At 70.4% G+C, this 22,262-nt stretch carries 12 protein-coding genes; 4 read left to right on the top strand and 8 right to left on the bottom strand.

Annotated features, from left to right (window positions below):
* Positions 1-6: 6 nt before the first annotated feature.
* Both DMC64_RS28950 and DMC64_RS28955 read right to left on the bottom strand, forming a co-directional pair.
* Entirely contained in the window at positions 7-4,035 is a 4,029-nt protein-coding gene (locus DMC64_RS28950) for a beta-ketoacyl synthase N-terminal-like domain-containing protein (RefSeq protein WP_125736083.1), read from the bottom strand.
* Positions 4,029-10,325 carry a type I polyketide synthase gene (locus tag DMC64_RS28955; RefSeq protein WP_125736084.1) on the bottom strand — a complete coding sequence of 2,099 codons (6,297 nt, stop codon included), beginning with the start codon at positions 10,323-10,325 and terminating at the stop codon, positions 4,029-4,031. Before DMC64_RS28955 ends, DMC64_RS28950 begins: the two co-directional genes overlap by 7 nt.
* 303 nt (positions 10,326-10,628) lie before the next feature.
* On the opposite strand from DMC64_RS28955, the gene DMC64_RS28960 reads away from it, so the two are divergent.
* Together DMC64_RS28960 and DMC64_RS28965 are read left to right on the top strand one after the other, a co-directional pair.
* On the top strand, positions 10,629-11,429 hold the full coding sequence (locus tag DMC64_RS28960; RefSeq protein ID WP_125736085.1) for an SDR family oxidoreductase: 801 nt from the start codon (positions 10,629-10,631) through the stop codon (positions 11,427-11,429).
* Between the two features lie 2 nt (positions 11,430-11,431).
* Positions 11,432-12,397: an aldo/keto reductase gene (locus tag DMC64_RS28965; RefSeq protein ID WP_125736086.1), complete on the top strand. Its 966-nt coding sequence runs from the start codon at positions 11,432-11,434 to the stop codon at positions 12,395-12,397.
* Positions 12,398-12,582: 185 nt separating this feature from the next.
* Here the strand turns inward: DMC64_RS28965 and DMC64_RS28970 are convergent, their stop codons facing one another.
* A complete protein-coding gene (locus tag DMC64_RS28970) occupies positions 12,583-15,159 on the bottom strand; it encodes an exo 1,3/1,4-beta-D-glucan glucohydrolase (protein ID WP_125736270.1) in 2,577 nt (858 codons plus the stop codon).
* A 159-nt stretch (positions 15,160-15,318) separates the two neighbouring features.
* A complete protein-coding gene (locus DMC64_RS28975) occupies positions 15,319-15,534 on the bottom strand; it encodes a hypothetical protein (RefSeq protein WP_073844200.1) in 216 nt (71 codons plus the stop codon).
* A 141-nt stretch (positions 15,535-15,675) separates the two neighbouring features.
* Between DMC64_RS28975 and DMC64_RS28980 the strand changes: the two genes are divergently transcribed.
* Positions 15,676-16,482, top strand: a complete 807-nt coding sequence (locus DMC64_RS28980) for an NmrA family NAD(P)-binding protein (protein WP_125736087.1) — start codon at positions 15,676-15,678, stop codon at positions 16,480-16,482.
* A gap of 189 nt (positions 16,483-16,671) precedes the next feature.
* Here the strand turns inward: DMC64_RS28980 and DMC64_RS28985 are convergent, their stop codons facing one another.
* Positions 16,672-17,148: an Rrf2 family transcriptional regulator gene (locus tag DMC64_RS28985; protein ID WP_125736271.1), complete on the bottom strand. Its 477-nt coding sequence runs from the start codon at positions 17,146-17,148 to the stop codon at positions 16,672-16,674.
* 113 nt (positions 17,149-17,261) lie between these two features.
* On the opposite strand from DMC64_RS28985, the gene DMC64_RS28990 reads away from it, so the two are divergent.
* Complete coding sequence (locus DMC64_RS28990; RefSeq protein ID WP_125736088.1) at positions 17,262-17,993, top strand: SDR family oxidoreductase; 732 nt, start codon at positions 17,262-17,264, stop codon at positions 17,991-17,993.
* Between the two features lie 70 nt (positions 17,994-18,063).
* Here DMC64_RS28990 and glpD read toward each other — a convergent pair whose 3' ends face one another.
* Genes glpD through DMC64_RS29005 form a run of 3 tightly spaced genes read right to left on the bottom strand, consistent with a single transcriptional unit; the run spans position 18,064 to position 22,132 of the window.
* A complete protein-coding gene (gene glpD / locus DMC64_RS28995) occupies positions 18,064-19,776 on the bottom strand; it encodes a glycerol-3-phosphate dehydrogenase (protein ID WP_037339522.1) in 1,713 nt (570 codons plus the stop codon).
* A 5-nt stretch (positions 19,777-19,781) separates the two neighbouring features.
* On the bottom strand, positions 19,782-21,299 hold the full coding sequence (gene glpK / locus DMC64_RS29000) for a glycerol kinase GlpK (RefSeq protein ID WP_125736089.1): 1,518 nt from the start codon (positions 21,297-21,299) through the stop codon (positions 19,782-19,784).
* 11 nt (positions 21,300-21,310) lie between these two features.
* Positions 21,311-22,132 carry an MIP/aquaporin family protein gene (locus DMC64_RS29005; RefSeq protein ID WP_125736090.1) on the bottom strand — a complete coding sequence of 274 codons (822 nt, stop codon included), beginning with the start codon at positions 22,130-22,132 and terminating at the stop codon, positions 21,311-21,313.
* Between the last annotated feature and the right edge of the window lie 130 nt (positions 22,133-22,262).

Consider the following 22,262-nt stretch of genomic DNA (forward strand, 5'->3'; position numbering starts at 1 on the left):
CTGTTCCTACCCGCGGTTCCAGGCCACCACGTGCCCGGGGATTCCGGCGAATTCCGCCCCGATACCGATCTCCTCGGCCAGCCCCGCCAGCTCGCCTTCGGCCCGGACCGCGATCCGGGGAGGCGTCGCGGACTCTTCCCGCACCAGTGCGACCGCGACCTCGCCCGCCGACGCGACGGCCACCGCCAGCGGCGGCACGACCAGGCCGTGCTGCCCGGTCACCTTGGTCCCGTCGGCGCTCACGCGGAGTTCCGCCGGATAGACGCCGTCCAGGCCGAGCTTCGCGCGGACCGCGTCCTTGATCGCGATCCGTTCCAGCAGCCAGCCGCGCTGCCGTCGCGGCGCGCAGGCGGCGAACTCGGCGCGTTCCTCGGTCCCGAGGTAGACGCCGGCGTAGATGTCCCGTGCGGCCGGGCTCGGCCACCGGTCCGTGACCACCGTCCAGCCGCCGTGGTGATCCTCGGAAAGCCGATTCCGGTCCGGGAAGGCGTAGACGCGGTGTGCGGGCCGGTCGCACGGGAACCGGATGTCCCGCCACTGTTCGATCCTGGCCAGCACGGCGCCGTCCAGCACCAGTTCCGCGTCCATCTCCAGCACGTCCGGCCGCGGCAGCCGGACCCTGACGACACAGCGCAGCTTGGTGCCCGGCGCCGGTTCCGGCCCGAACCAGGTGACCCGGCCCATCGACGTCGGGAACGCCAGCAACGCGTCCGCCTTGGTCGCCATCAGCCAGCAGCCCAGCAGCTGGCCGACGTTGTCCAGCAGCGCGCCGGGCGCCGGCGGTACGACGAGGTCGCCGCGGATGTGTCGCTCGCCGAGCCCGATCAGTTTGTCGAGCCCCTGGTACGCGGGGCCGTGGAACATCTCGCGGCGGGTGTAGATCTCGGCGGCGCTCAGCGGCGGCGCCGTTTCCGGACCCGGAGGCGGAGACGGCCGAGGAGCCGTGGGATAACGCTGCGCCAGGTGGACGTCCATACTGGCGTGCGGTCCGATTTGGACACTGATCCGGTCGCCCTCGCGGGTCATCGAAAGCGGTACGCGCACCGCCGGGGCGGCGATCAGCCATCTGGAGAACGCCGCGTTGCTCACCCCCGTCGCGATCGTGCCCGGCCAGGCCCGTTCCGCTTCCCGGCAGGCCAGGTCCACCAGAGTCGTCGCGGGCACGGTGGGACGGAAGTCCGCCTCCTCCGGCCAGTCCTCGCGCTGGCGGAAGAACCGGTGATCGACCAGATACGGCATCGTCGCGAGCGAGAAGTCCACAGTGGACTCGACCGTCCGCCTTGCCGCCGCGTTGGCGACACTCGCCGCGGCTTCCCGGGTTTCGGCCAGCAGCGCGGTGAACTCCGCGACGATCGCGTCCGGGATCCCGTCGGCCAGTTCGGGCAGGTCACCGGCGCCCGCGAACATGCCCTTGACGTCGCCCTCGACCGAGAGCAGCGTGCCCGCCGTGTCGATCCGGGTCCGGCGCGGCTCCAGCGCGTCGAACGCGGGGCGCCCGCCCTCCACCCAGACCGCGGTCGCGACCCGCCGCAACTGGGCGAGGCCCGCCCGCGTACCGGAGGACGCCGGGATGACCAGATGCGGCCGCGAGCCCAGCGTGTCCGACACGAACGAACCCAGCTGACCGGCACCCGCCTGCACGAAGACCCGGGCGCCGTCGGCGTAGAGCGCGTCGACGAGTTCCCGGAACCGGACCTTGCGCACCAGGTGGGCCAGGTAAAGCTCCCGGACCTCGACCGGATCCGCGGGATACGGCCGGGCCGTGGTCGCCGACCACACCGGGACGCGCGGGGGCTTCAGGTCCAGTTCCGCCGCGAGCCGGGTGAACGGGCCGAGCCGCGACCGCATCAGCGGGGTGTGGAACCCGGACCGGAACGGCAGCGTCCTGGCGACGACGCCGTGCTGGGCGCACAGTTTGGCGAGCCGCGCCGCGGCGGCCGGGTCACCGCAGACGATCGTCTGCCGCGGCGCGTTCTCGTGGGAGATCATCAGCTCCGGCTCGGCGGTGAGCAGCGCCTCGGCCCGCTCCGCCGAACAGCCGAGCACGAGGAACTCGGCGTCCGGCAGGGTGAATCCCTGCGGCCAGTACCGGTTCAACATGTCCTCTGTGGACTGTCCGGGGTACATCCCCGCCGCCTGCATCGCGGTCCATTCGCCGACGCTGTGCCCGGCGAGCAGATCCGGTTTGATCGCGAGCCGCCGCAGCGCGGTGTCGAGCAGCAACCCGACCTGGGACACACTGGAAGCGCGGGCGAGCACACTCGCCGTCGACCATTCCGGCCGCTCCAGGCCGAAATGCCGGGCGACGTCCGCGCAGCGCGGTTCCGCGTCCGCTTCGAGTCCCGGGTAGACGAACGCGGTCTTCGCCCCGTCCTGCTCCAGCAAGGGCGCCGTCGTGCACCAGATGTCGTTGGGCCCGTGCCAGGAACCGCCCTCGGCCGCGATCTTCGCCAGCACCCTCCGCGCGACTTCGAGCCGTTTCCCGGTCGGCCCGACGATCCCCATCCGGCACGGGCCGTGCCCGCCGGATTCCGGTTCCGGGCGATCGAGCAGGGTGCGCAATCCGTCGAGCGTGGGCGCCGCGAGCAGGAGGACCCGCTCGGGTTCCCCGGTCACCTTGGCCCGCCTCGGCCGCGACGGCGCGGGGTCGGCCTCCTCCAGCACCACGTGGGCGTTGACCCCGCCGAAACCGAAGGCGTTGACCGCCGCCCGCCGCGGGACGTCACCCGACCGCCACCGCTCGGCGTCGGACAGGGTACGGAAGCGGGTCTTGTCCAGCAGCGGACTCGGGTCGGCGCAGTTCAGCGTCGGTGGCAGGACCGCGTGATGCAGTGCGAGCGCCACCTTGACCAGACCGGCGGCGCCGGCGGTCGGCATGGTGTGCCCGATCATCGCCTTCACCGCGCCGATCGCCGCTCGAGGACCGTCCGGCGGGCCGAACACCTCGGCGAGGGTGGCCAGTTCGGCGGCGTCCCCGGTCGGGGTCGCGGTCCCGTGCGCCTCCAGCAGACCGAGCGCGCCGGGTGCGGTGGGATCGAGGCCCGCCGAGGCCCACGCGCGCCGCAGGGCCAGCGTTTGCCCCGCGACGGCCGGGCTGAGCAGGCTCGCGCCCTTCCCATCGCTCGATGTCCCCGAGCCGCGCAGCACCGCGTAGACCCGGTCGCCGTCGCGACGCGCGTCGTAGAACCGTTTCAGCACGACCATCGCGGTGCCCTCGCCGATCAGGAGACCGTCCGCGTCGCGCGAGAACGGGCTGATCCGCTGGCTCGGCGAGAGGGCGCCGAGCTGCGTGAACATCGACCACAACGTGTCGTCGTGGCAGTGGTGCACACCGCCGGCCAGCACGACGTCACAGCGGCGACGGGCGAGTTCGCCGATCGCCTGGTCCACGGCGAGCAGCGAAGACGCGCAGGCGGCGTCCACCGTGTACGCGGGCCCGCCGAAGTCCAGCCGGTTGGCGACCCGCGACGCAGCGAGGTTCGGCACCAGCCCGATCGCGGTGTCCGGCCGGAACTCGCCGAGCGGTTCCAGCAACGCGTCCCGGAGCCGGTCGAGCATCTCCGGACGCGCCGACGGCAGGAGATCCCGGACGGCGCCGGTGATCTGGCGGACCGACCGGACCCGCTGGTCGAACCGCTGGAGCCCCGGCGAGAGATAACCGCCCCTGCCCAGGATGACGCCCACGCGTTCGAGATCGCCCAGCCGCCGGAGACCGCCCGCGTCGTCGACCGCGGCGGCCGCCACGGCCAGCGCGACCAGCTGGTCCGGCTCCATCCCGGCGACCGTGCTCGGCGCGATACCGAGCGCCGTCGCGTCGAAGTCCAGGCTCTCGGCGACGAATCCGCCGCGCCTGCCGTAGGTGCGGTCCGGCGTGCGGCCGTCGCCGTCGTGGAAGCTCGGATCCCAGCGGTGCGGCGGGATCTCGGTGATCGCGTCGGTACCCGAAACGATGTTCTGCCAGTATTCGTCCACAGTGGACGAGCCGGGAAGGAAGACGCCCATCCCGACGATCGCGACCGGCTCCTGGTTCACCACAGCGACGCCGTGTACAGCACCGAGCGGACGTCGGCCGGGCCGTAGGCCAGCTCGCGCAGGAGCGCGGCGGTGCCTTCGTCCGGATCGATCAGCGCCACCTCGCGGCGCTCGTATTCGCGCGCGAGCTCCGGTGACACCATGCCCGCGTGATCGTCCGAGGGCGCCCATGGTCCCCAATGGACGGTCAGCGCCCGGCAGCCGGTGCGGTCCGCCCATTGCCCACCCAGGGTTTCGAGCGCGTCGTTCGCCGCCGCGTAGTCGGTCTGGCCCCGGTTTCCCAGCACCGCCGCGATGCTGCCGAAGAAGGTCACGAAACCGGGTCGCACGCCGAAATGCTCCAGCGCGTCGAGCAGTGCCCGCGCACCGTCCACTTTGGTCCCGTAGACCGTGCGGAACGACTGTTCGTCCTTGTCGGCCATCAGCTTGTCGTCGATCACCCCCGCCGCGTGGACGACGCCGTCGATGCGGCCGTAGCGGGTGTGCAGATCCTTGACCACCTGCCGAACGGCGGCGGCGTCGCGCACGTCGAGCGACCGGTACGCCGCCGTACCGCCCGCCGCGGCGATCTGGTCGAGCGTCCGCGCGATCTCACGCTGGGCCAGCACGGTACGCACCCGGCGTTCGATGTCCGCGAGCGAACCGCCCCGCGCGGCCAGCGCGGAACGCATGGCCGGCGCGTCACCGGGCAGGTCCTCATCGCCCGGTTCGGCGGGCCACGGGGTGCGGCCCGCCAGCTCGATCCGGCAGCCGCTCGCCGCCAGCGCGACCGCCGCCCGCGCGGTGATCCCGCGGGCGCCGCCGATCAGCAGCAGCACGGAATCCGCGTCGAGGCCGAGCGCCTTGACCTCTCCGCCACCGGGACCCGCGCCCGCATACGCGACAGAACCGAGGGAGCCCGCGGAAGGCTCGAACGCCGCGCGTCCCGCCGTGTCGTAGCGGACGGCGGACGGCCCGTCGGCGATCGCCTCCTCCAGCACGATCCTCCCGAGGTCCACAGTGGACTCCAGCTCGACCAGCCTGGTCGGCTCGCTCCGTTCCCGCGCGGCGGCGCGGACCAGACCGCGCAGCCCGGCGGTGTGCCCGGCACCCGTCTCCGCCACCACGACCACCGCGCCCTTGGCGCTCTTGACGAGGCCGAACACCTGCGCCGCGACGGGTTCTTCGGCGTCCGACAACGGATTCAGCACGACGAGGACGTCGGCCTCCTGCTCGGCGGGCAGGGCACCCGCGTCGGCGAACACCGCGCGGACCGACTCGGCCAAGTCCTCTTGGCCGGGCTCGAAGCTCACCGATACCGTTTTGCCCGCCACCTTGGCGAGGTCGGGCGTGCCGAGCGGCGCGGACACGCGATCGAGCAGGTACCGGCCTGGCGCGGTTCCGGCGGGGGCCTCGTCCGGCGTCGCCGCCACGGTGACCGGGGCGGCCGGTTCGAGCCACTTCCGCAGCCGCGCGGCCAGCGCGCTCGCCGTCCGGTCGCGGCTGAGCTGATCCTGGGCGTCGTCGTGCACCCGGCCGGAGAGGCCGAGTTTCGCGAGCAGCGAGCCCGCGATCTCGGTGCGTTTGATCGAGTCGATGGAGAGATCCGCTTCCAGATCCAGATCGGCGTCGATCATCTCGGCCGGATAGCCGGTGCGTTCGCTGATCGCGCCGATCACGGTGGCGAGGACATCCGTCACAGGGGCCTCCGCGACCGGTTCCGGCTCGGGCACGACGACCGGGGCTTCGACCGGCGGCAGCAACGCGGGCACGACCGGCGCCTGCACCGGAGCGGGGGCGAGCGGCGCGGTGCCGAGGTACCCCAGCATCACGTCCCGTTGCGCCGCCAGCAGTTCGCGGCTGGTGCGGAGGAATTCGACGACGGCCTGGTCACGACCGGGCGCGGGCTGGTTCATGGTCGTCCTCGGGATTCGTCGGGCGGGCACGAGCCCATGGGCGGGGACCTCTCCGCCGGGCGCGCGGACGGTCTGGCCGTCCACGGTCCAGGCGGGTTTCGGAAGCGGGCCGACGCGGACACGGCCGCGGAAGAGCCGTTCGGTACGCACATCGACGCCAGTGACCGCCAAGCGCGCGAGCGCGGTGAGGAACCCGCGCATCCCCGGACCGCCGGGGTCGCAGGCGATCACGGTATGCGGCCGGTCGCCGAGGATCTCCTTGGCCAGCCGGGAAAGCACCTGTCCCGGGCCCGCCTCGACGAACGTGCGCGCGCCCGCCGCGTACATGTCCTCGATCAGCTCCACGAAGCGCACCGGCGAGCCGATCTGCGCGGCGAGTTCGGTGCGCACGGCGCCGGCTTCGTACGGCCGCGCGGTGCGGTTAGACCACACCGGCGCCCCCGGCTCGCCGATCTCGGCGTTGTCGAGGTCGACGGCGAACACGTCGCTCGCCCCGGCCACCAGCGGACTGTGGAACGCGCACGCGACCGGGATGCGTTTGGCGCCGATCCCCTGTGCCCGCAGGTCGCGGACCGCCTCTTCGATGGCGGCCGTCGGTCCGGAAAGGACGGTCTGACCGGGTGCGTTGTGGTTGGCCAGTACGACATCCGGGTGGTCGAGGGCGGCGGCCAGTTCCTCACGGGACGTCTTGACCGCGGCCATCGCGCCCGGGTCGGCGCCCGCGACTTCGGCGATGGAGCGGGCCCTGGCCCGGCTGAGCGCCACCAACGTCGCGGTGTCGAACGCGCCCGCCACCGACAGCGCGGTCAGTTCGCCGTAGCTGTGCCCCGCCAGCAGATCCGGCCGGACGCCGAGGTCGGCGAGCAACCGGCAGACCGCCGATTCGACGAGGCCGAGCGCGGGCTGCGCGACCCGCGTGTCCTTGAGCGCCTCATCCTGCGCGGTACGGGCTTCCTCGGTGAAGGCGCGCGGCGGGAACGTGGTCGCGGCGACGTCGGGAGCGAGCCCCAGGACGTCCGCCAGTTCGGGGAAGTGCACGAACAGCTCCGCCAGCATCCCCGTCCGCTGGCTGCCCTGACCGGGGAACAGGAACGCGACCGCACCCGCTTCGGTGTCGTCCGCGACGATCCCACCGTTCGCGGCGGCCTCCCGCAGTTCGGCGAGATCGCTCGCGACGATCGCGAGCCGCACGGGCTCAGATCCGCCTCGTTCGGCGGCGAGGGCGGCGATCTCCCGCAGCGGACGTCCTTCGTTGGCCGCCAGCAGATCCCGCAGCGCGGCACGAGCGGACTCCACGTCGGCGCCGCGAAGCAGGAGCAGCTCGGCGTCCCAGTCGCGCGGGCCGTGCCGCCGTCCCGGCGGGATCCCCGGGGCGGCGAGCACCGCGTGGAAGTTGGTCCCACCGAACCCGAACGCGCTCACTCCGGCGAACTCTCGGCCGCGCGGCACCGGCGTCGGCCGGGCTCCGGTGGAGAAGGTGAAGGGACTGCTCTCGGCGTCCCAGGCGGGGTTCGGCCTGCTCAGGTGCAGCGTGGGCGGCACGACCTCGTGCCACAGCGCCAGCGCCGCCTTCATCAGGCCCGCCAGCCCCGCGGCGCATTTCGTGTGCCCGATCTGGCTCTTCACCGAACCCAGCGCGCAGGTGCCCGGCCCGGCACCCGCGGCGAGGAAGAACTCGGTGAGCGTGGTCAGTTCCGTGGCGTCGCCGACGACCGTGCCGGTGCCGTGCGCCTCCACCAGCGAGACGTCCGCCGGCGACACCCCGGCGTCGCGATAGGCCCGCTCCAGGGCCCGCCGCTGCCCCTCGGGGCGCGGCGCGGTGAGGCCGAGCGCCTTGCCGTCGCTGGCTGCGCCGACACCCTTGACCACGGCATACACCCGGTCGCCGTCGCGTTCGGCGTCGGACCGCCGCTTGAGCACGAGGCACGCGACGCCCTCGCCGAGCGCGATCCCGTCCGCCGACGCGTCGAACGGACGGCATCGCCCGGTCGGCGACAGCGCACCGGCCGAGGTGAACATGAGGTAGTCGTTGACCCCGTTGTGCAGGTCGACGGCGCCACACAGGACCATCGAGCTCGTGCCCGCCCGGAGTTCCTTCACCGCGAGGTCGAGCGCGGCCAGCGACGAGCCGCACGCGGCGTCCACGGTGTAGTTGGTGCCGCCGAGGTCGAGCCGGTTGGCGATCCGGCCGGAGATGACGTTGGCGAGCGTGCCGGGGAACGAGTCCTCGGTCAGTTCCGGCAACTGCGCGAGGAGCTCCTCCGGGACGTCTTCGAGGTAGCTGGGGAGCAGCGCGCGCAGGACACCGGCGTTGGCCAGGTCTCCCCCGGCCTCGGCGCCGAAGATGACGCTGGTGCGCTCGCGGTCGAAGCCACCTTCGCCGTAGCCCGCGTCTTCGAGGGCTCGCCGCGCCGTCTGCAGGGAGACCAGCTGGGCCGGGTCGATACTGCCCATCGACTTGGGCGGGATGCCGTACGCGAGCGGGTCGAAGTCCACCGGAGGCAGGAAGCCGCCCCATTTCGACGTCGACTGGTCGGCGTAGACCTCCTTGTCCCAGCGCTGATCCGGCACCTCGGTGACGGCGTCCGCGCCGTGCAGGATGTTCGACCAGAAGGCCGGGAGGTCGGGTGCGCCGGGGAACACGCACGCCATTCCGACGATCGCGATGTCACTGTCCACAACGGACTCTTCGGCGCGAACGCGGGCGGCGAGCAGCTCCGCCGCGCCTTCGGTGACTTCCCGGTGCAGGGCGGCGATGTCGGTGCGGTCCTCGCGCAGGACGGTCACCTGTCCCGCCATGTACATCCCCTCGGCGAGCTGGCCGAGCGTGTCGACCTCGACGAGCGCGTCGCCCTCCCGTTTGATTCCCTTGCTGGCGATCCGCAGCCGTCCGGTGTTCAGCTCCTCCAGCCGTTGCCACGTCTCCTGCGGTGGGACGCCGTCCGCGCGGAGCCCGACCTTCAGCGCGGCGAACTCGTCGGTGTACGGACTGGGCAGGCAGCGGGTGAGATGGCCGGGCGCGGTCTCCAGGGTGACCGTGGACCCGGCGTCGAGCACGCGATCCTGGAACGTTTCGGTGATGGCGCCGTGGGTCACGGCTTCTTCGGTGAACAGGTACGCGGTGCCCATCAGGACGCCGACTCCGCCGCTCAGGGGCTCCGCCATCGCCGAGACCATGGCGGCGGAGCGGGCGTCGTGGATCCCGCCCGCGAACAGGACCTCGACGTCGTCGGCGCCGTGTTCGCGCAGGACGTCCAGCTGCTGCTCCCACAGCACGAAACTCGACCGCGGGCCGATATGCCCGCCGCATTCGGCGCCCTCGAAGACGAACCGGCGGATCCCGGCGTCGAGGAACTGACGCAGCAGGATCGGCGACGGCACGTGGAGGAAGGTCGCGATGCCCTCGGCCTCCAGCGCCTTGGCCTGTGCGGGTTTCCCGCCCGCGATCAGCACGCAGCGCGGGCGCGCGGCCCGGATCGCCGCGAGCTGCTCGGTGCGCAGGGCCTCCGGGACGAACCCGAGGATGCCCGCTCCCCACGGCCGTTCACCGAGCGCTTCGGCGGTGCGGGCGAGCAGTTCGGCGGTCTTGGCGCCGTTCGCGGTGGCCACCGCGACGAACGGGAAGCCGTCGTGCGCGGCGACCGCGGCGGCGAAACCGGGCTGGTCGCTCACCCGCGTCATCGGCCCCTGCACGACCGGCAGCCGGGTCCCCAACGTGCGGCACAGCCGTGCGCCCTGGTCCGAGGAAATCGCCGACGGCGCCGCGAGCGAACGCACGACCGAGCGGACAGCGCTTTCCGCGTCCTCGAAGCGTTTCGCGAGCAACGCGCTGAGCCCGTCGTCCGCCCTGGCGAGCTCGGTCCGGGCCGCCGCGGGTACGTCGGCGTCGGGGAACAGGCCGAGCCCGTCGAGCACCACGCCCGCCGCGCCGCCCGCGATCGCGGCCACCGCCGTGCGCGGCCCGATGCCCCCGTACGCCCACACGGGGACGTCCTCGCCGAACCGCTCCAGCAACCGCTGCAGCAGGACGAACGTGGTGAGATCGGAGCCGCCCGCTTCGGCTCCCTTCGCCACCAGACCGGAGGCGCCGGCGTCGAGCATGCGGACGGCCTGGTCGACACCGGTCACCTCGGCCAGCACGGGGAGGCCGGCCCTGCCCCGCCAGACCGCCCCCTCGGCCAGCAGCACGAGCCCCGCGCCGCTTTCCCGCACTTCTTCGTCCCGCACGGTGCGACCGGCCGGGATCCGGACACCGAACGGGAAACGTCCGTCTACTGTGGACCCGATCTCCACGATCCCGAGGCCGCCGCCCCTGGCGACGGCGGCCGCCAGCCCCGGATCGGGCCGTCCGAGCGGGTTGACGCCGAGTACCCGCGTGCGCGCCGTCGCATGACTCACCGGCGGTCCTCCTGTTCGGCTGGGGCTGGTCGAACCTCGCCGGGTTCGGCGATCTTTCAGCGGGATTCCCAAGAAATAACCTACTTGCCGCAGAGAGCGCAATACTCTCGTGCGAAAACTCGGAAAACAAGGGAACACATGCTAAAGTCCGGCGCCGGAAACAAATATGTCGACACATCCAGAACGAGCCTCTGACCTGCACTTTTATCACACTCGTCGGCGATTTGAAGAAATCATTGCTCACCGGCATGACAAAACAGAAGAATTGTCATAGAACGCAGAATCGATAACCATGGAGCGCATGTGGAAGTGACAGGACGGGTCGTCGTGCTGACCGGCGCGGCACACGGTATCGGCGCCGCCATGGCCAGGAGGTTCGCTGCCGAGGGCGCCGCCGGGGTGGTGGTCTCGGATCTCGATCTCGAGGGCGCGGAGAAGGTGGTCGCCGAGATCACCGCCGCGGGCGGCACCGCGATCGCGCGCCACGCCGACGCGTCGTCCAAAGAGGACTTGAAGATGCTGGTGACCGAGGCCCGCGCGGTGTTCGGCCCGGTGGACCTCTTCTGCTCCAACGCCGGTGCCGCGTTCGGGACGGGAGTGCACGCCGCGGACGAGCAGTGGACGCGGTCGTGGGCGATCAACGTCATGCAGCATGTGCACGCCGCGCAGGTCGCGCTCCCCTCGATGCTGAGCCGTGGCCACGGATATCTGCTGATCACGGCGTCGGGCGCGGGCCTGCTGGGCACTCCCGGCGACGCGCCGTACTCGGTGACCAAGCACGCGGCCGTCGGGCTCGCCGAATGGCTGGCCATCACCTACCGGCCACGCGGGGTGCGGGTCAGCGCCCTGTGCCCGCTCGGCGTGCGGACCGCGTTGCTGGAGCCCGGCATCGCCGCCGGTCACCCCGCCGCGCTCGCGATCGCCGCCGCCGCGCCGCTGCTGGAACCGGAGGACGTCGCGGAGTCCGTCGTGCACGGGCTGGCGTCGGAGGAGTTCCTGATCCTGCCGCACGAGTCGGTGCGGGAGACCTACGCCCGCAAGGCGGCCGGGCTCGACGAATGGATCGACCGCACCATCCTCGAAACCGGCGCGCGGAAGAGGTGACCATGGAATACCGCAGGCTCGGCGCGAGCGGGCTGTCCGTCAGCGAGATCTCCTACGGCAACTGGCTCACTCACCCCGACGGCGCGGAATGCGTGCAGGCCGCGCTCGACGCGGGCGTCACGACGTTCCACACCGCGGCCGCCTGGGACGGCGGTGCCGCCGAAGAGAACCTCGCCGCGGCGCTGAGCCACGCGCGTCGCGACGATCTCGTCCTGTGCACCGGTGTCTTCTGGCCGGAAGGCCCGGGTGCCAACGACGCGGGCCTCAGCCGCAAGCACCTGGTGACCTCGGTGAACGGCTCGCTGCGGCGGCTGCGCACCGACTACATCGACGTCTACCAGTTGCTGCGGTTCGACTACCGCACGCCGTTGGAGGAGACGTTCCTCGCGCTGTCGGATCTGGTGCGGCAGGGGAAGATCCTCTACGCCGGTACCGCGGAATGGACGGCGGAACAGCTGCTGGAAGCGCGGCCGATCGCCGAACGGCACGGCGTCCCGCTGGTGGCGAACCAGCCGCATTACTCGATGCTCTGGCGGGTCGCCGAGGCCCAGGTGATGCCGGTGTGCGAACGGTCCGGCATCGGCCAGTTCGCGTCGGTCCCCCTCGCGCAGGGCGTGCTGACCGGCAAGTACCGGCCGGGCGAGATCCCGCCGGGCTCACGGGGCGCGAAGGCGGTCGAGACGCGGCCGCTGCTCCTGCCGGACCTCCTCGAACGCGTCGGCATGCTGCGCGGCGTCGCCGACGAAGCCGGGTTGACCATGGCCCAGCTGGCGCTCGCGTGGACGTTGCAGCACAACACCGTCGCTTCGGTGGTGATGGGCGCGAGCACCGCCGCCCAGGTGACCGAGAACGCGAAGGCGGCCGGGGTGGTGCTGGACCTCGACGCGCTGACGCGGATCGATCACCTGCTGGGCAGCTTCGTGCAGACGGATCCGCGGCTTACCTGGTCACCTCCGGCGACCACCTGACTCCCCGCTTCCCAAGTCCGTGAAGGCCTCCTTGCCTACCCTGAAGGTAGGGAAGGAGGCCTTCACGGACTACGCGATCGCCAGCTGCAGCCTCAGCAACAACACCGGCCCCAGCAGCCACAGCGACAGCGCGTGAAGGCCCCCCTTCCCTCGGCTGAGCCGAGGGAAGGGGGCCTTCACGTACTTCAGTTCAGGCTCGAGCAGGGTCTCGCGTCTGGATCCTGCGCCCCCTTGGGCACCCACCGCACATTCGCGAACGAAGCCGAGAACCGGCCGTCGGTGTACACCAGGAACGGCGTGTTGACGTTCTCCAGATCCAGCCCGTTCGCGAAGCACGACACCGGGATCTTCACCGTCGACTTCGGCGCGCCCGCGAGATCGGTGAACAGCTTGGTCGCGTTCACCTCGGAGAAGCACGGGTAGACGCAATGCATGCTGATCACCGTCCGGTTCGCCGGCGCCTCGTGCACCACCGTGTCGAACTCCAGCGCCGCGTCGGCGTTGAGGTAACCGCGCAGATCGTTGGTACCGGCCGGGTTCTGAAAGTAGATCTGCGCCGGGCCGGTGCCGGTCCAGGTCGACTTGAGCCCGTCCTGCTGCACGTTCACGTCCGACTGCACGACGTTGATCTCGGCGTGCGAAGCGGTGCCGTCGGGGCCGATCTCGGTACCGCCCCAGTTCTCCGCGGAACCGATGAAACCCTTGTACGGCGCGACATCGGTGCGGTTGAACACCTCGAGATCCTCAGTCGCGGTACCGCCGCCACCGGTCGAGCCACACGTCACCGGCCCGGCCGTCTCGTCGAGCTGCCCGACCGTGACGCGCTGCCCGGTCTTGAGCCCGTAGCCGAGTTTGAACAGCGGGTCGTAGTCCGCCGAACCCGCGTTCAGCGGAGTCTGGCACGCGCTCTTCGGCCACGAGTACGGCAGCGTGCCCTTGAAACCACCCTTGACCAGGACATCCGCGACTCCGCCGCCTTCGGTGCCCGGCAGCCAGGCCGCGACGAACGCGTCGGAGCGGTTGATCTCCTTGTTCATGTACAGCGGGCGGCCGCCGACGTAGACGGTGACGACCGGAGCACCCTTCCCGTGGACCTTGTCCAGCACGGCCAGGTCCTCGGGGTAGAGCTTCGAAGCCTCCAGCGTCTTGCGCGTCAGGTCGCCGACGCCTTCCGCGTACGGGGTTTCGCCGATGACGGCGATGACCGCGTCGTAGCCCTTCGGGTCGGTGTCGCCCTTCTCGTCGAAGGTGACGTTGACGTCGCCGAGCTGCTGCTTGAGCCCGGCGAGGATCGACGTGGCGTTCGGGAAGTCGGCGTTGGTGTTGCCGGTCCCCTGCCAGCTCAGCGTCCAGCCGCCGGTCTGGTTCTGGATGCTGTCCGCGCTCTTGCCGACCACGAGCACCTTCGACTTCGGCTTGAGCGGCAGCACGTTGCCGTTGTTCTTCAGCAACGTCTGCGAGGAGCGGACCGCGTCACGCGCCAGCCAGGTCTCCTTCAGCGCTTCGTCGGAGTTGGCGTAGGACCGGTCCGACGGCTTCTGCGACTCGAAAAGCCCGGAGCGCAGCTTGACGCGCAGGATGCGGGTCACCGCGTCGTCGATCCGCGAGACCGGGATCTGGCCGGAATTCACCTGGGCGACGGTGTTGGTGATGAACGCCTTCCAGTCGTTCGGCACCATCACGATGTCGATGCCGGCGTTGATCGCCTGCGGGCAGGAAGCGTTGGTACAGCCCGGAACCTGGCCGATACCGTTCCAGTCGGACACGACGAGGCCGTCGAAGCCCATCTTGCCCTTGAGGATCTGATTCAGCGCCTTGTCGCTGCCGTGCAGCTTGCCCTCGTCGATGCCCAGCTCGGCGTTGGTCCAGCTGTTGAACGACACCATCACCGTCTGGGAGCCCGCGGCGAGCGCGCCGTAGTAGCCCTGGCCGTGGACGTTGATCATCTCGGCCTCGGACGACGGGTTGACGCCCTGATCCTGTCCCTTGAGGGTGCCGCCGTCACCGATGAAGTGCTTGGCGGTGCCGATCACGCCGTTGTAGCCGATGCGTTTGGTCGAGCCGTCCTGGAGACCGTTGATCGCCTCGTAGCCGTAGGCCCTGGTGATCCGCGGGTCCTCGGAGAACCCTTCGTAGGTGCGTCCCCAGCGGTCGTCCTTCACGACGGCCAGCGTCGGCGCGAAGGCCCAGTCCTGGCCGGTGGCGCGGATCTGCCGGGCCGTCGCCGCGGAGATGTCGCGCACCAGGCACGGGTCGTGCGCCGCGCCGAGCCCGATGTTGTGCGGGAAGACGGTGGCGCCGTACACGTTGTTGTTGCCGTGCACGGCGTCGATGCCCCAGATCACCGGGATCTTCGTCCTGCTGCCCTTCGCGGCGTCCCAATAGGAATCGGCGAGTTTCAGCCAGTCCTGCTGGGAGGCGTGCTTGTCCTTGTTCGGCCACGAGCCGCCGCCGTTGAGGACCGAGCCGATCGAGTACTGCCGGACCTCGTCCGGGGTGATCGCGGCGATCTCGGGCTGCGTCATCTGCCCGACCTTCTCCTCCAGGGTCATTCCCTCGAGGATCCTGGCGATCCGCTGTTCGTCGCCGGCCTTGCCCTTGAACCGGCTCTCGACCTTCGGCCAGTCGGCGAGCGTCGGCAGGCTCTTCTCGATGCGGGCGCAGCCGTCCCGGTCGAGCGCGGGCTTCCCGATCACCGGCTGCTCGGCGGCGACGGCGGCGGGCGTGGCCACCACGGCCCCGCCGAGCAGGGTGAGACTCATCAAGGCGATCAGCGGACTTCGGCGCGCGCGAGCACGTCTTGCCATGGTCTGGTCCATTCTGCGGGAGGCGGGGACCGGCCGATCCTCACCGGCCCCGGCGGCGGCGTCAAGGGTTTCCGGCCGATAAGCCGCCTGTTAATTTTTGCCGTGAACTAAGAGTCACCCGGCCACCCGTCGCCGATTCCGCCGCTTGGCGGTGTACGGCAGCGCGAACAGGTACAGCCCGCTGAACATCAGCAGGAAGAGCGGCGGCAGCGGGGTGTAGAGCACCCACTGCGCCGGGTCGCCCTGCGCCACCACGACGAAGCAGACGATGACGGTGGCGACGAAGACGAGCGACGTCCACCGGTGGAACGTCCGGATCCGCTTGCTCACGAGAACCTCCTGGAGTCGTTTTGCCTGTGGCGAAGACGCTAGGGATCCCCTGGGCACCGATGCTTCTCGATTCCTGATCGGTCCGCTTGACCTCCACATTACTTGAGCTTTTACCTTCGCGGAAAACGAAGGGAATCACTCATGACCGTCTTGGTAACCGGAGCTACCGGGAACACCGGCCGCCACGTGGTGGCCGAACTCCTCCGCCGTGGGGAGCAGGTCCGGGCGCTCACCAGGAACCCCGCCGAAGCCCGGCTCCCGGCGGGTGTCGAACTCGTGAAAGGCACCCACACCGCGCCGGAGACGTTGACCGAGGCCTTGGCAGGTGTCACCAAACTGCACATCACCGTCACGGCGGGACTCGCCGACGTCGGCGCCGATCTGGTCAAACGCGCCGTGGACGCGGGCGTGCGCCGGATGACCGTCGTATGGGGCGGTTACGTCGGGCCGACGGAACAGGCCATGGTCGAGTCCGGGGTGGAATGGACGCGCCTGGAGCCGCAGGAGTTCATGTCCAACGCCCTGACCTGGGTCGACTCGGTCCGCGCCGAAGGCGTGATCCGCGAGCCGTTCGACCTTCCGAGCGCCGTGGTGCACGAGGGCGACATCGGCGCCGTCGCCGCCACCGCACTCGTGGAGGACGGGCATTCGGGCAAGGTCTACAACCTCACCGGGCCGCAGGCCCTGACCACGAGCGAACGGATCGCGATCCTCGGCTCCGCGGTCGGCCGTGACATCACGCTGGAGCCGATCACGCGGCAACAGGCGATCGACCGGCTGCTGGCCGAAGGCGTCTCGGTCGCGGACGCCGAGTACGTCGTCGGCTGGCACAGCGATCCGCCTGTCGAGGCGCGCACCGTCGTCGACACGATCGAGAAGGTGACCGGACGGCCCGCCCGCACCTTCGCGCAGTGGGTCGCCGAGCACGCCGACCGTTTCAGGCCGTGAGCGGTCCGACCGCCTTCACGATTTCCAGCACCGGCGCGGTGTGCACCGTGTGGATCGCCCGCAACGCGCCCAGCCGGTGCGTGAGGTAGATCCGCCGGCGCGCCGGTTGCGTGATTGGGTGGACGGCACGTGTGATTCCACGGACGACACGCGTGCCGTCCAAGCCGACCACCCGGACCGGCGCCCTCGCTACCCCTCGGCGGCCTTGAACCACGCGCCGATCCCGGCGAGCGCGCCCGGACCGTAGTCACCCCGGACGTCGTCGGCCAGATCCGCGATGGTGACGGCGCGCAACGCCGCCCGCCACTGAACCTCGGCGTTCGCCATCGCGCGGCTGATGGCGCACGGCGTCGTGCACGCCTCGGGCGGCGTCGCCATCGGGCCGCGCTGCCGGATCTCGGTGCAGATGAAGGCCGGGCCGGGCCCGTCGATGGCCTCGACGACGTCGAGCACCGTGATCTCCGAAGGCGGTCTGGTGAGGACGTAGCCACCTGCCTTCCCCTGCACCGACCGGATGAGATCGGCCCGGGAAAGCGCCTGGAGCTGCTTCGCGAGGTAGCTCGGCGAGACGTCGTGAAGCTGCGCCAAGCGCGCGGCGGGCGCGGGCTCGTCGACGGAGGTCAACACGACACAGCAGTGCAGGGCCCACTCGACCCCACCGGACATCTTCACCCGGATGACTCTAACCGGCCTCTTGACTCGGACACAATGTATCCGAGTAACATCTCGGACATTCGGTGTCCGGGTTTGCGGGCGCCACCGACGAAGGGCACTGGGTCATGAAATTCGCGATCATCGGCGGGACCGGGCTGATCGGCTCGCAGGTCGTGCGCAACCTGAACGAGGCCGGGCACGAGGCGGTGCCGCATTCGCCGTCCACCGGGGTCGACCTGCTCACCGGGCAGGGCCTGGACACCGCCCTCGACGGCGCCGACGTGGTCGTCAACCTCACGAACTCGCCGACTTTCGACGACGCCTCCCCCGCGTTCTTCCGGACGTCGATGGACAACCTCGTGGCGGCCGCGAAGAAGGCGGGCACCGGGCATTTCGTGATCCTGTCGATCGTCGGCGTCGACCAGGTGCCGCAGCTCGACTACTACCGGGCGAAGACCCTGCAGGAGGACATCCTCAAGGAGAGCGGTGTCCCCTACTCGATCGTCCGCGCCACCCAGTTCATGGAATTCGTCGACGCGGTGCTGTCCTGGACCTCGGACGAGACCGCCGTCCGCCTGCCCAGCACGCCGATCCAACCGATCGCCGCGGCCGACGTCGCCGCCGCGGTTTCCGAGGTCTCGGCGGGGAAGCCGTTGAACGGCACCCTCGACGTCGGCGGCCCGGACGTCTACCCGCTGGACGAACTGGGCCGGATCACCTTGTCCGCCAAGGGAGACACGCGTCCGGTGACCGTCGACGACACGGCGGGCATGTTCGCCGCCATCAAGGGTGACGTACTCACCACGAAGGACGGCGCCCGTATCGCCGAGACCCGCTATCTCGACTGGCTCAAGTAGACGACAAGTCCGTGAAGGCCTCCTTGAGGGACTCTGGGTCCCTCAAGGAGGCCTTCACGGACTGACGAGATCAGCTGGGCAGCAGCGCCGGAGCCGCGAGACGGCTGGCGTTCGCCGCTTCGTCGTCCGGCTGGGCCTGCGCGGACCGTTCCGCCTCGACCCGCGCGAGGTAGTTCGCGACCTCGCGTTCCTGCTTGTGCGAGTCCCAGCCCAGCAGCGGCGCCATCAGCTCCGCCACCACCGGCGCCGCGGTCACGCCGCGATCCCGCTCCTCGATGGAGATCCGGGTGCGCCGCGTCAGGACGTCCTCCAGGTGCAGCGCGCCCTCGTGCGAGACCGCGTAAACGACCTCCGCCTTCAGGTACTCCGCGGTCCCCGGGATCGCTTCGCCCAGTTCGGGACGCTCCGAGATCGACTCCAGGATGTCCTCGATCGCGGTGCCGTAGCGCTGGAGGAGATGCTCGATGCGGGCGATCGGCAGCCCCGTGCGCTGCACGAGCGAATGCCGCGCGCCCCACATCTCGTGATAGCCGGTCGCGCCGACGATCGGCAGCCGCTCGGTCCACGACGACGGCGCCGGGCGGCCGAGGTCCTCCACCGCGACGTCGACCGCGTCGGCGGCCATCACGCGGTACGTCGTGTACTTGCCGCCGGCCACGATCACCAGACCCGGCACCGGATGCGCGACGGCGTGCTCCCGCGACAGCTTCGTGGTCGACGTCGCCTTCGCGGCCAGCAGCGGCCGAAGCCCGGCGTACACGCCTTCGATGTCGTCGGCGGTGATCGGCGTGCGGAGGACGGCGTTGAGGTGGTCGAGCACGTAGTCGACGTCCGCCTGGCTGGCCGCCGGGTGCTCGCGGTCGAGGTCCCATTCGGTGTCGGTGGTGCCGACGATCCAGTGCCGCCCCCACGGGATGACGAACAGCACGCTCTTCTCGGTGCGCAGGATCAGCCCGGTGTCCAGGTCGATCTTCTCGCGCGGCACCACCAGGTGGATGCCCTTCGAAGCGCGCACGGTGAACGGCGCGGGGATGCCCGCCGCTTCCGCCATGTCGTCGCTCCACACGCCGGTGGCCGCGACGACCGTCTTCGCCCGGACCTCGATCTCCGCACCGCTCTCGCGGTCGACGACCTTGGCCCCGACGACACGTTCGCCGTCGCGGATCAGCGAGGTCACCCGCGCCCGGGTGAGGACGGAAGCACCCTGCTCGGCCGCGGTCCGCGCGATGGTCATCGTGTGGCGGGCGTCGTCGACCTGGGCGTCGTAGTACTGGATGGCGCCGATCAGGGCGTCGTCCGCGAGACCGGGAGCGACCTTGCCCGCGCCGCGCTTCGACAGATGCCGGTGCCGCGGCAGGGCGCGTGCTCCGCCGAGGGTGTCGTAAAGCGTGACACCCGCGCCGATGTAGCCGCGTTCCCAGACGCGGTGCTTGAGCGGCACCAGGAACTTCACCGGCCGGACCAGGTGCGGCGCGAGGGTCTGCAGGAGCAGGCTGCGTTCCTTCAACGCCTCACGGACCAGCTTGAAGTCCAGGTTCTCCAGGTAGCGCAGCCCACCGTGGATCAGCTTCGACGACCGGCTCGACGTTCCGGCGGCGAAGTCGCGGGCCTCGACGAGCGCGACGGAGAGCCCGCGCGAAGCCGCGTCGAGTGCGACGCCGGCACCGGTCACTCCCCCGCCGACGACGAGCACGTCGATCTCCTCACGAGCGAGCTTGCGCAGCGTCTCAGCACGGTAGACCGGGGAAAGCGGTACGGGTGTCACCTTGTTCCTCCTGTTCATCGGGCTCACTCGACCTCGACCCAGTCGAGCGTGCGGCCGACGGCCTTCTGCCAGCCCGCGTAGCCCTCGGCGCGCTGTTCGTCCGTCCACGACGGCTCCCAGCGCTTGTCCTCGTTCCAGTTCTGTTCCAGCTCGTCGGTGCTCTTCCAGAATCCGACGGCGAGCCCGGCCGCGTAGGCGGCGCCGAGCGCGGTGGTCTCCGCGACGACCGGCTTCGACACCGGCACGCCTAGGATGTCGGCCTGCAGCTGCATGCAGAGTTCGTTGGCGGTCACGCCACCGTCCACACGCAACACGTCGAGCGTGACGCCGGAATCGTTCTGCATGGCCTCGACGACGTCGCGGGTCTGGTAGCAGATCGCTTCGAGGGTCGCCCGCGCCAGATGCGCGTTGGTGGTGGCGCGGGTGAGGCCGACGATCGCGCCGCGCGCGTCGGAACGCCAGTACGGGGCGAAAAGCCCGGAGAACGCGGGGACGAAGTAGACGCCGCCGTTGTCCTCGACCTGACGCGCGAGGCTCTCGCTCTGGGACGCGCCACTGATGATGCCCAGCTGGTCGCGCAGCCACTGCACGGCGGAACCTGTGACGGCGATGGAGCCCTCCAGCGCGTACACCGGCTTCTCGTCGCCGAACTGGTAGGCCAGCGTCGTGAGCAGCCCGTGCTTCGACCGCACGACCTCGTGCCCGGTGTTGAGGAGCAGGAAGTTGCCGGTGCCGTAGGTGTTCTTGGCTTCGCCGGGGCGGAAGCACACCTGGCCGACGGTCGCCGCCTGCTGGTCGCCGAGCACGCCGGTGATGGCGACCTCGCCGCCGAGCGGGCCGTCCGCGCGGGTCACGCCGAAGCGGCCGTTGTTCGACGACGGCGCGATCGACGGCAGCATCTGCTTGGGGACACCGAAGAACGACAGCAGTTCGTCGTCCCACTCCAGCGTTTCCAGGTCCATGAGCATGGTGCGCGACGCGTTGGTCGGATCCGTCACGTGCACACCGCCGTCGGCGCCGCCGGTGAGGTTCCAGATGAGCCAGGTGTCGGTGGTGCCGAAGAGCGCGTCACCCTTTTCGGCGTCTTCGCGGACGCCCTCGACGTTCTCCAGGATCCACTGCAGCTTGCCACCGGAGAAGTAGGTGGCGGGCGGCAGACCGGCCTTGCGGCGGATGACGTCGCCCTTGCCCTCGCGTTCGAGCGCCGAGGCGATCCGGTCGGTGCGGGTGTCCTGCCACACGATGGCGTTGCAGTACGGGCGCCCGGTGCGGCGGTTCCACACGACGGTGGTCTCGCGCTGGTTGGTGATGCCGAGGGACGCGAGGTCGGCGGCGGTCAGCTTCGCCTTGTTGAGCGCGGTGGCGATGACCGAGCGGGTTCGCTCCCAGATCTCGGTCGCGTCGTGTTCGACCCAGCCCGGCTTGGGGAGGATCTGCTCGTGCTCGAGCTGGTGGCGGGCGATCTCGTTGCCGCCGTGGTCGAAGATCATGAACCGCGTGCTGGTGGTGCCCTGGTCGACGGCGCCGATGTAGTCAGGCATGGTTTCGCTCCTTAGGAAACGCGCTCGATGTCCTTGGCGGGCAAGGCTTCCGGTGCCGGTTCGGCGGGCAGGTAACGCTCGATGAAGTACTTGTAGATCGCCCCGCCGATGACCGCGCCGATCACCGGCGCCACGATCGGGATCCACCAGTACGGATAGCCGTATTGATCGGTGAACGCGGTGTCGTACCCGGTGAGCCAGGACATCAGGCGCGGACCGAAGTCGCGGGCGGGGTTGATCGCGTAGCCGGCGTTGGTGCCCCAGGCCATGCCGATGGCGACCACGAGGAATCCGACGACCACGGGCGCGAGATTCGCGGCCGGCGCGGTGTTGCGGAGGTCGGTGATGGCGAAGATCACCAGTGCCAGGATCGCGGTACCGATGATCTGGTCGCGGAAGGCGCCCCAGTCACCCACCGGCAGGGTTCCGTTACCCGGAAGAGTGGAGAACACGCCCTGCGTCTTGATCGTCAGGCCGGGGTCCGCGGCGTTGAGCACCTCGGTGTAGTTCCAGCGCACCAGCAGCGCGGCGAGGAACGCGCCGGCGGTCTGCGCCAAGGCGTACGGGGCGACCTTGCGCCACGAGAAGCCCTTGAACACCGCGAGCGCCACGGTGATGGCGGGGTTCAGATGCGCGCCACTGATCCGTGAAGCCACGTAGATACCCAGCGTGACACCGATTCCCCACGCCCACGCGATGCTGTCGTGGTCCCCGATGCCCGCGGCGACGACTTGGGCCACCACCCCGCAGCCGAACAGGATGAGGATCATCGTCCCGACGAACTCCGCCGCCAGTTCGCCCGCCAGTCCGCGAGCCTTGAGGTTTCGCACCATTGCTTCCTCCACAAAGGACACCGTTGCCCTGTTGAGGCCGAAGTTAAGTTCGCGGAAACGCGGGGTCAACGGACGCCGGTCGGCATTGTCGAACGCCCGGAGACGATGTTCGACATTGTCGAATCAGGGC

It is taken from the genome of Amycolatopsis sp. WAC 04197 (assembly GCF_003947475.1).
Lineage (GTDB): Bacteria > Actinomycetota > Actinomycetes > Mycobacteriales > Pseudonocardiaceae > Amycolatopsis > Amycolatopsis japonica.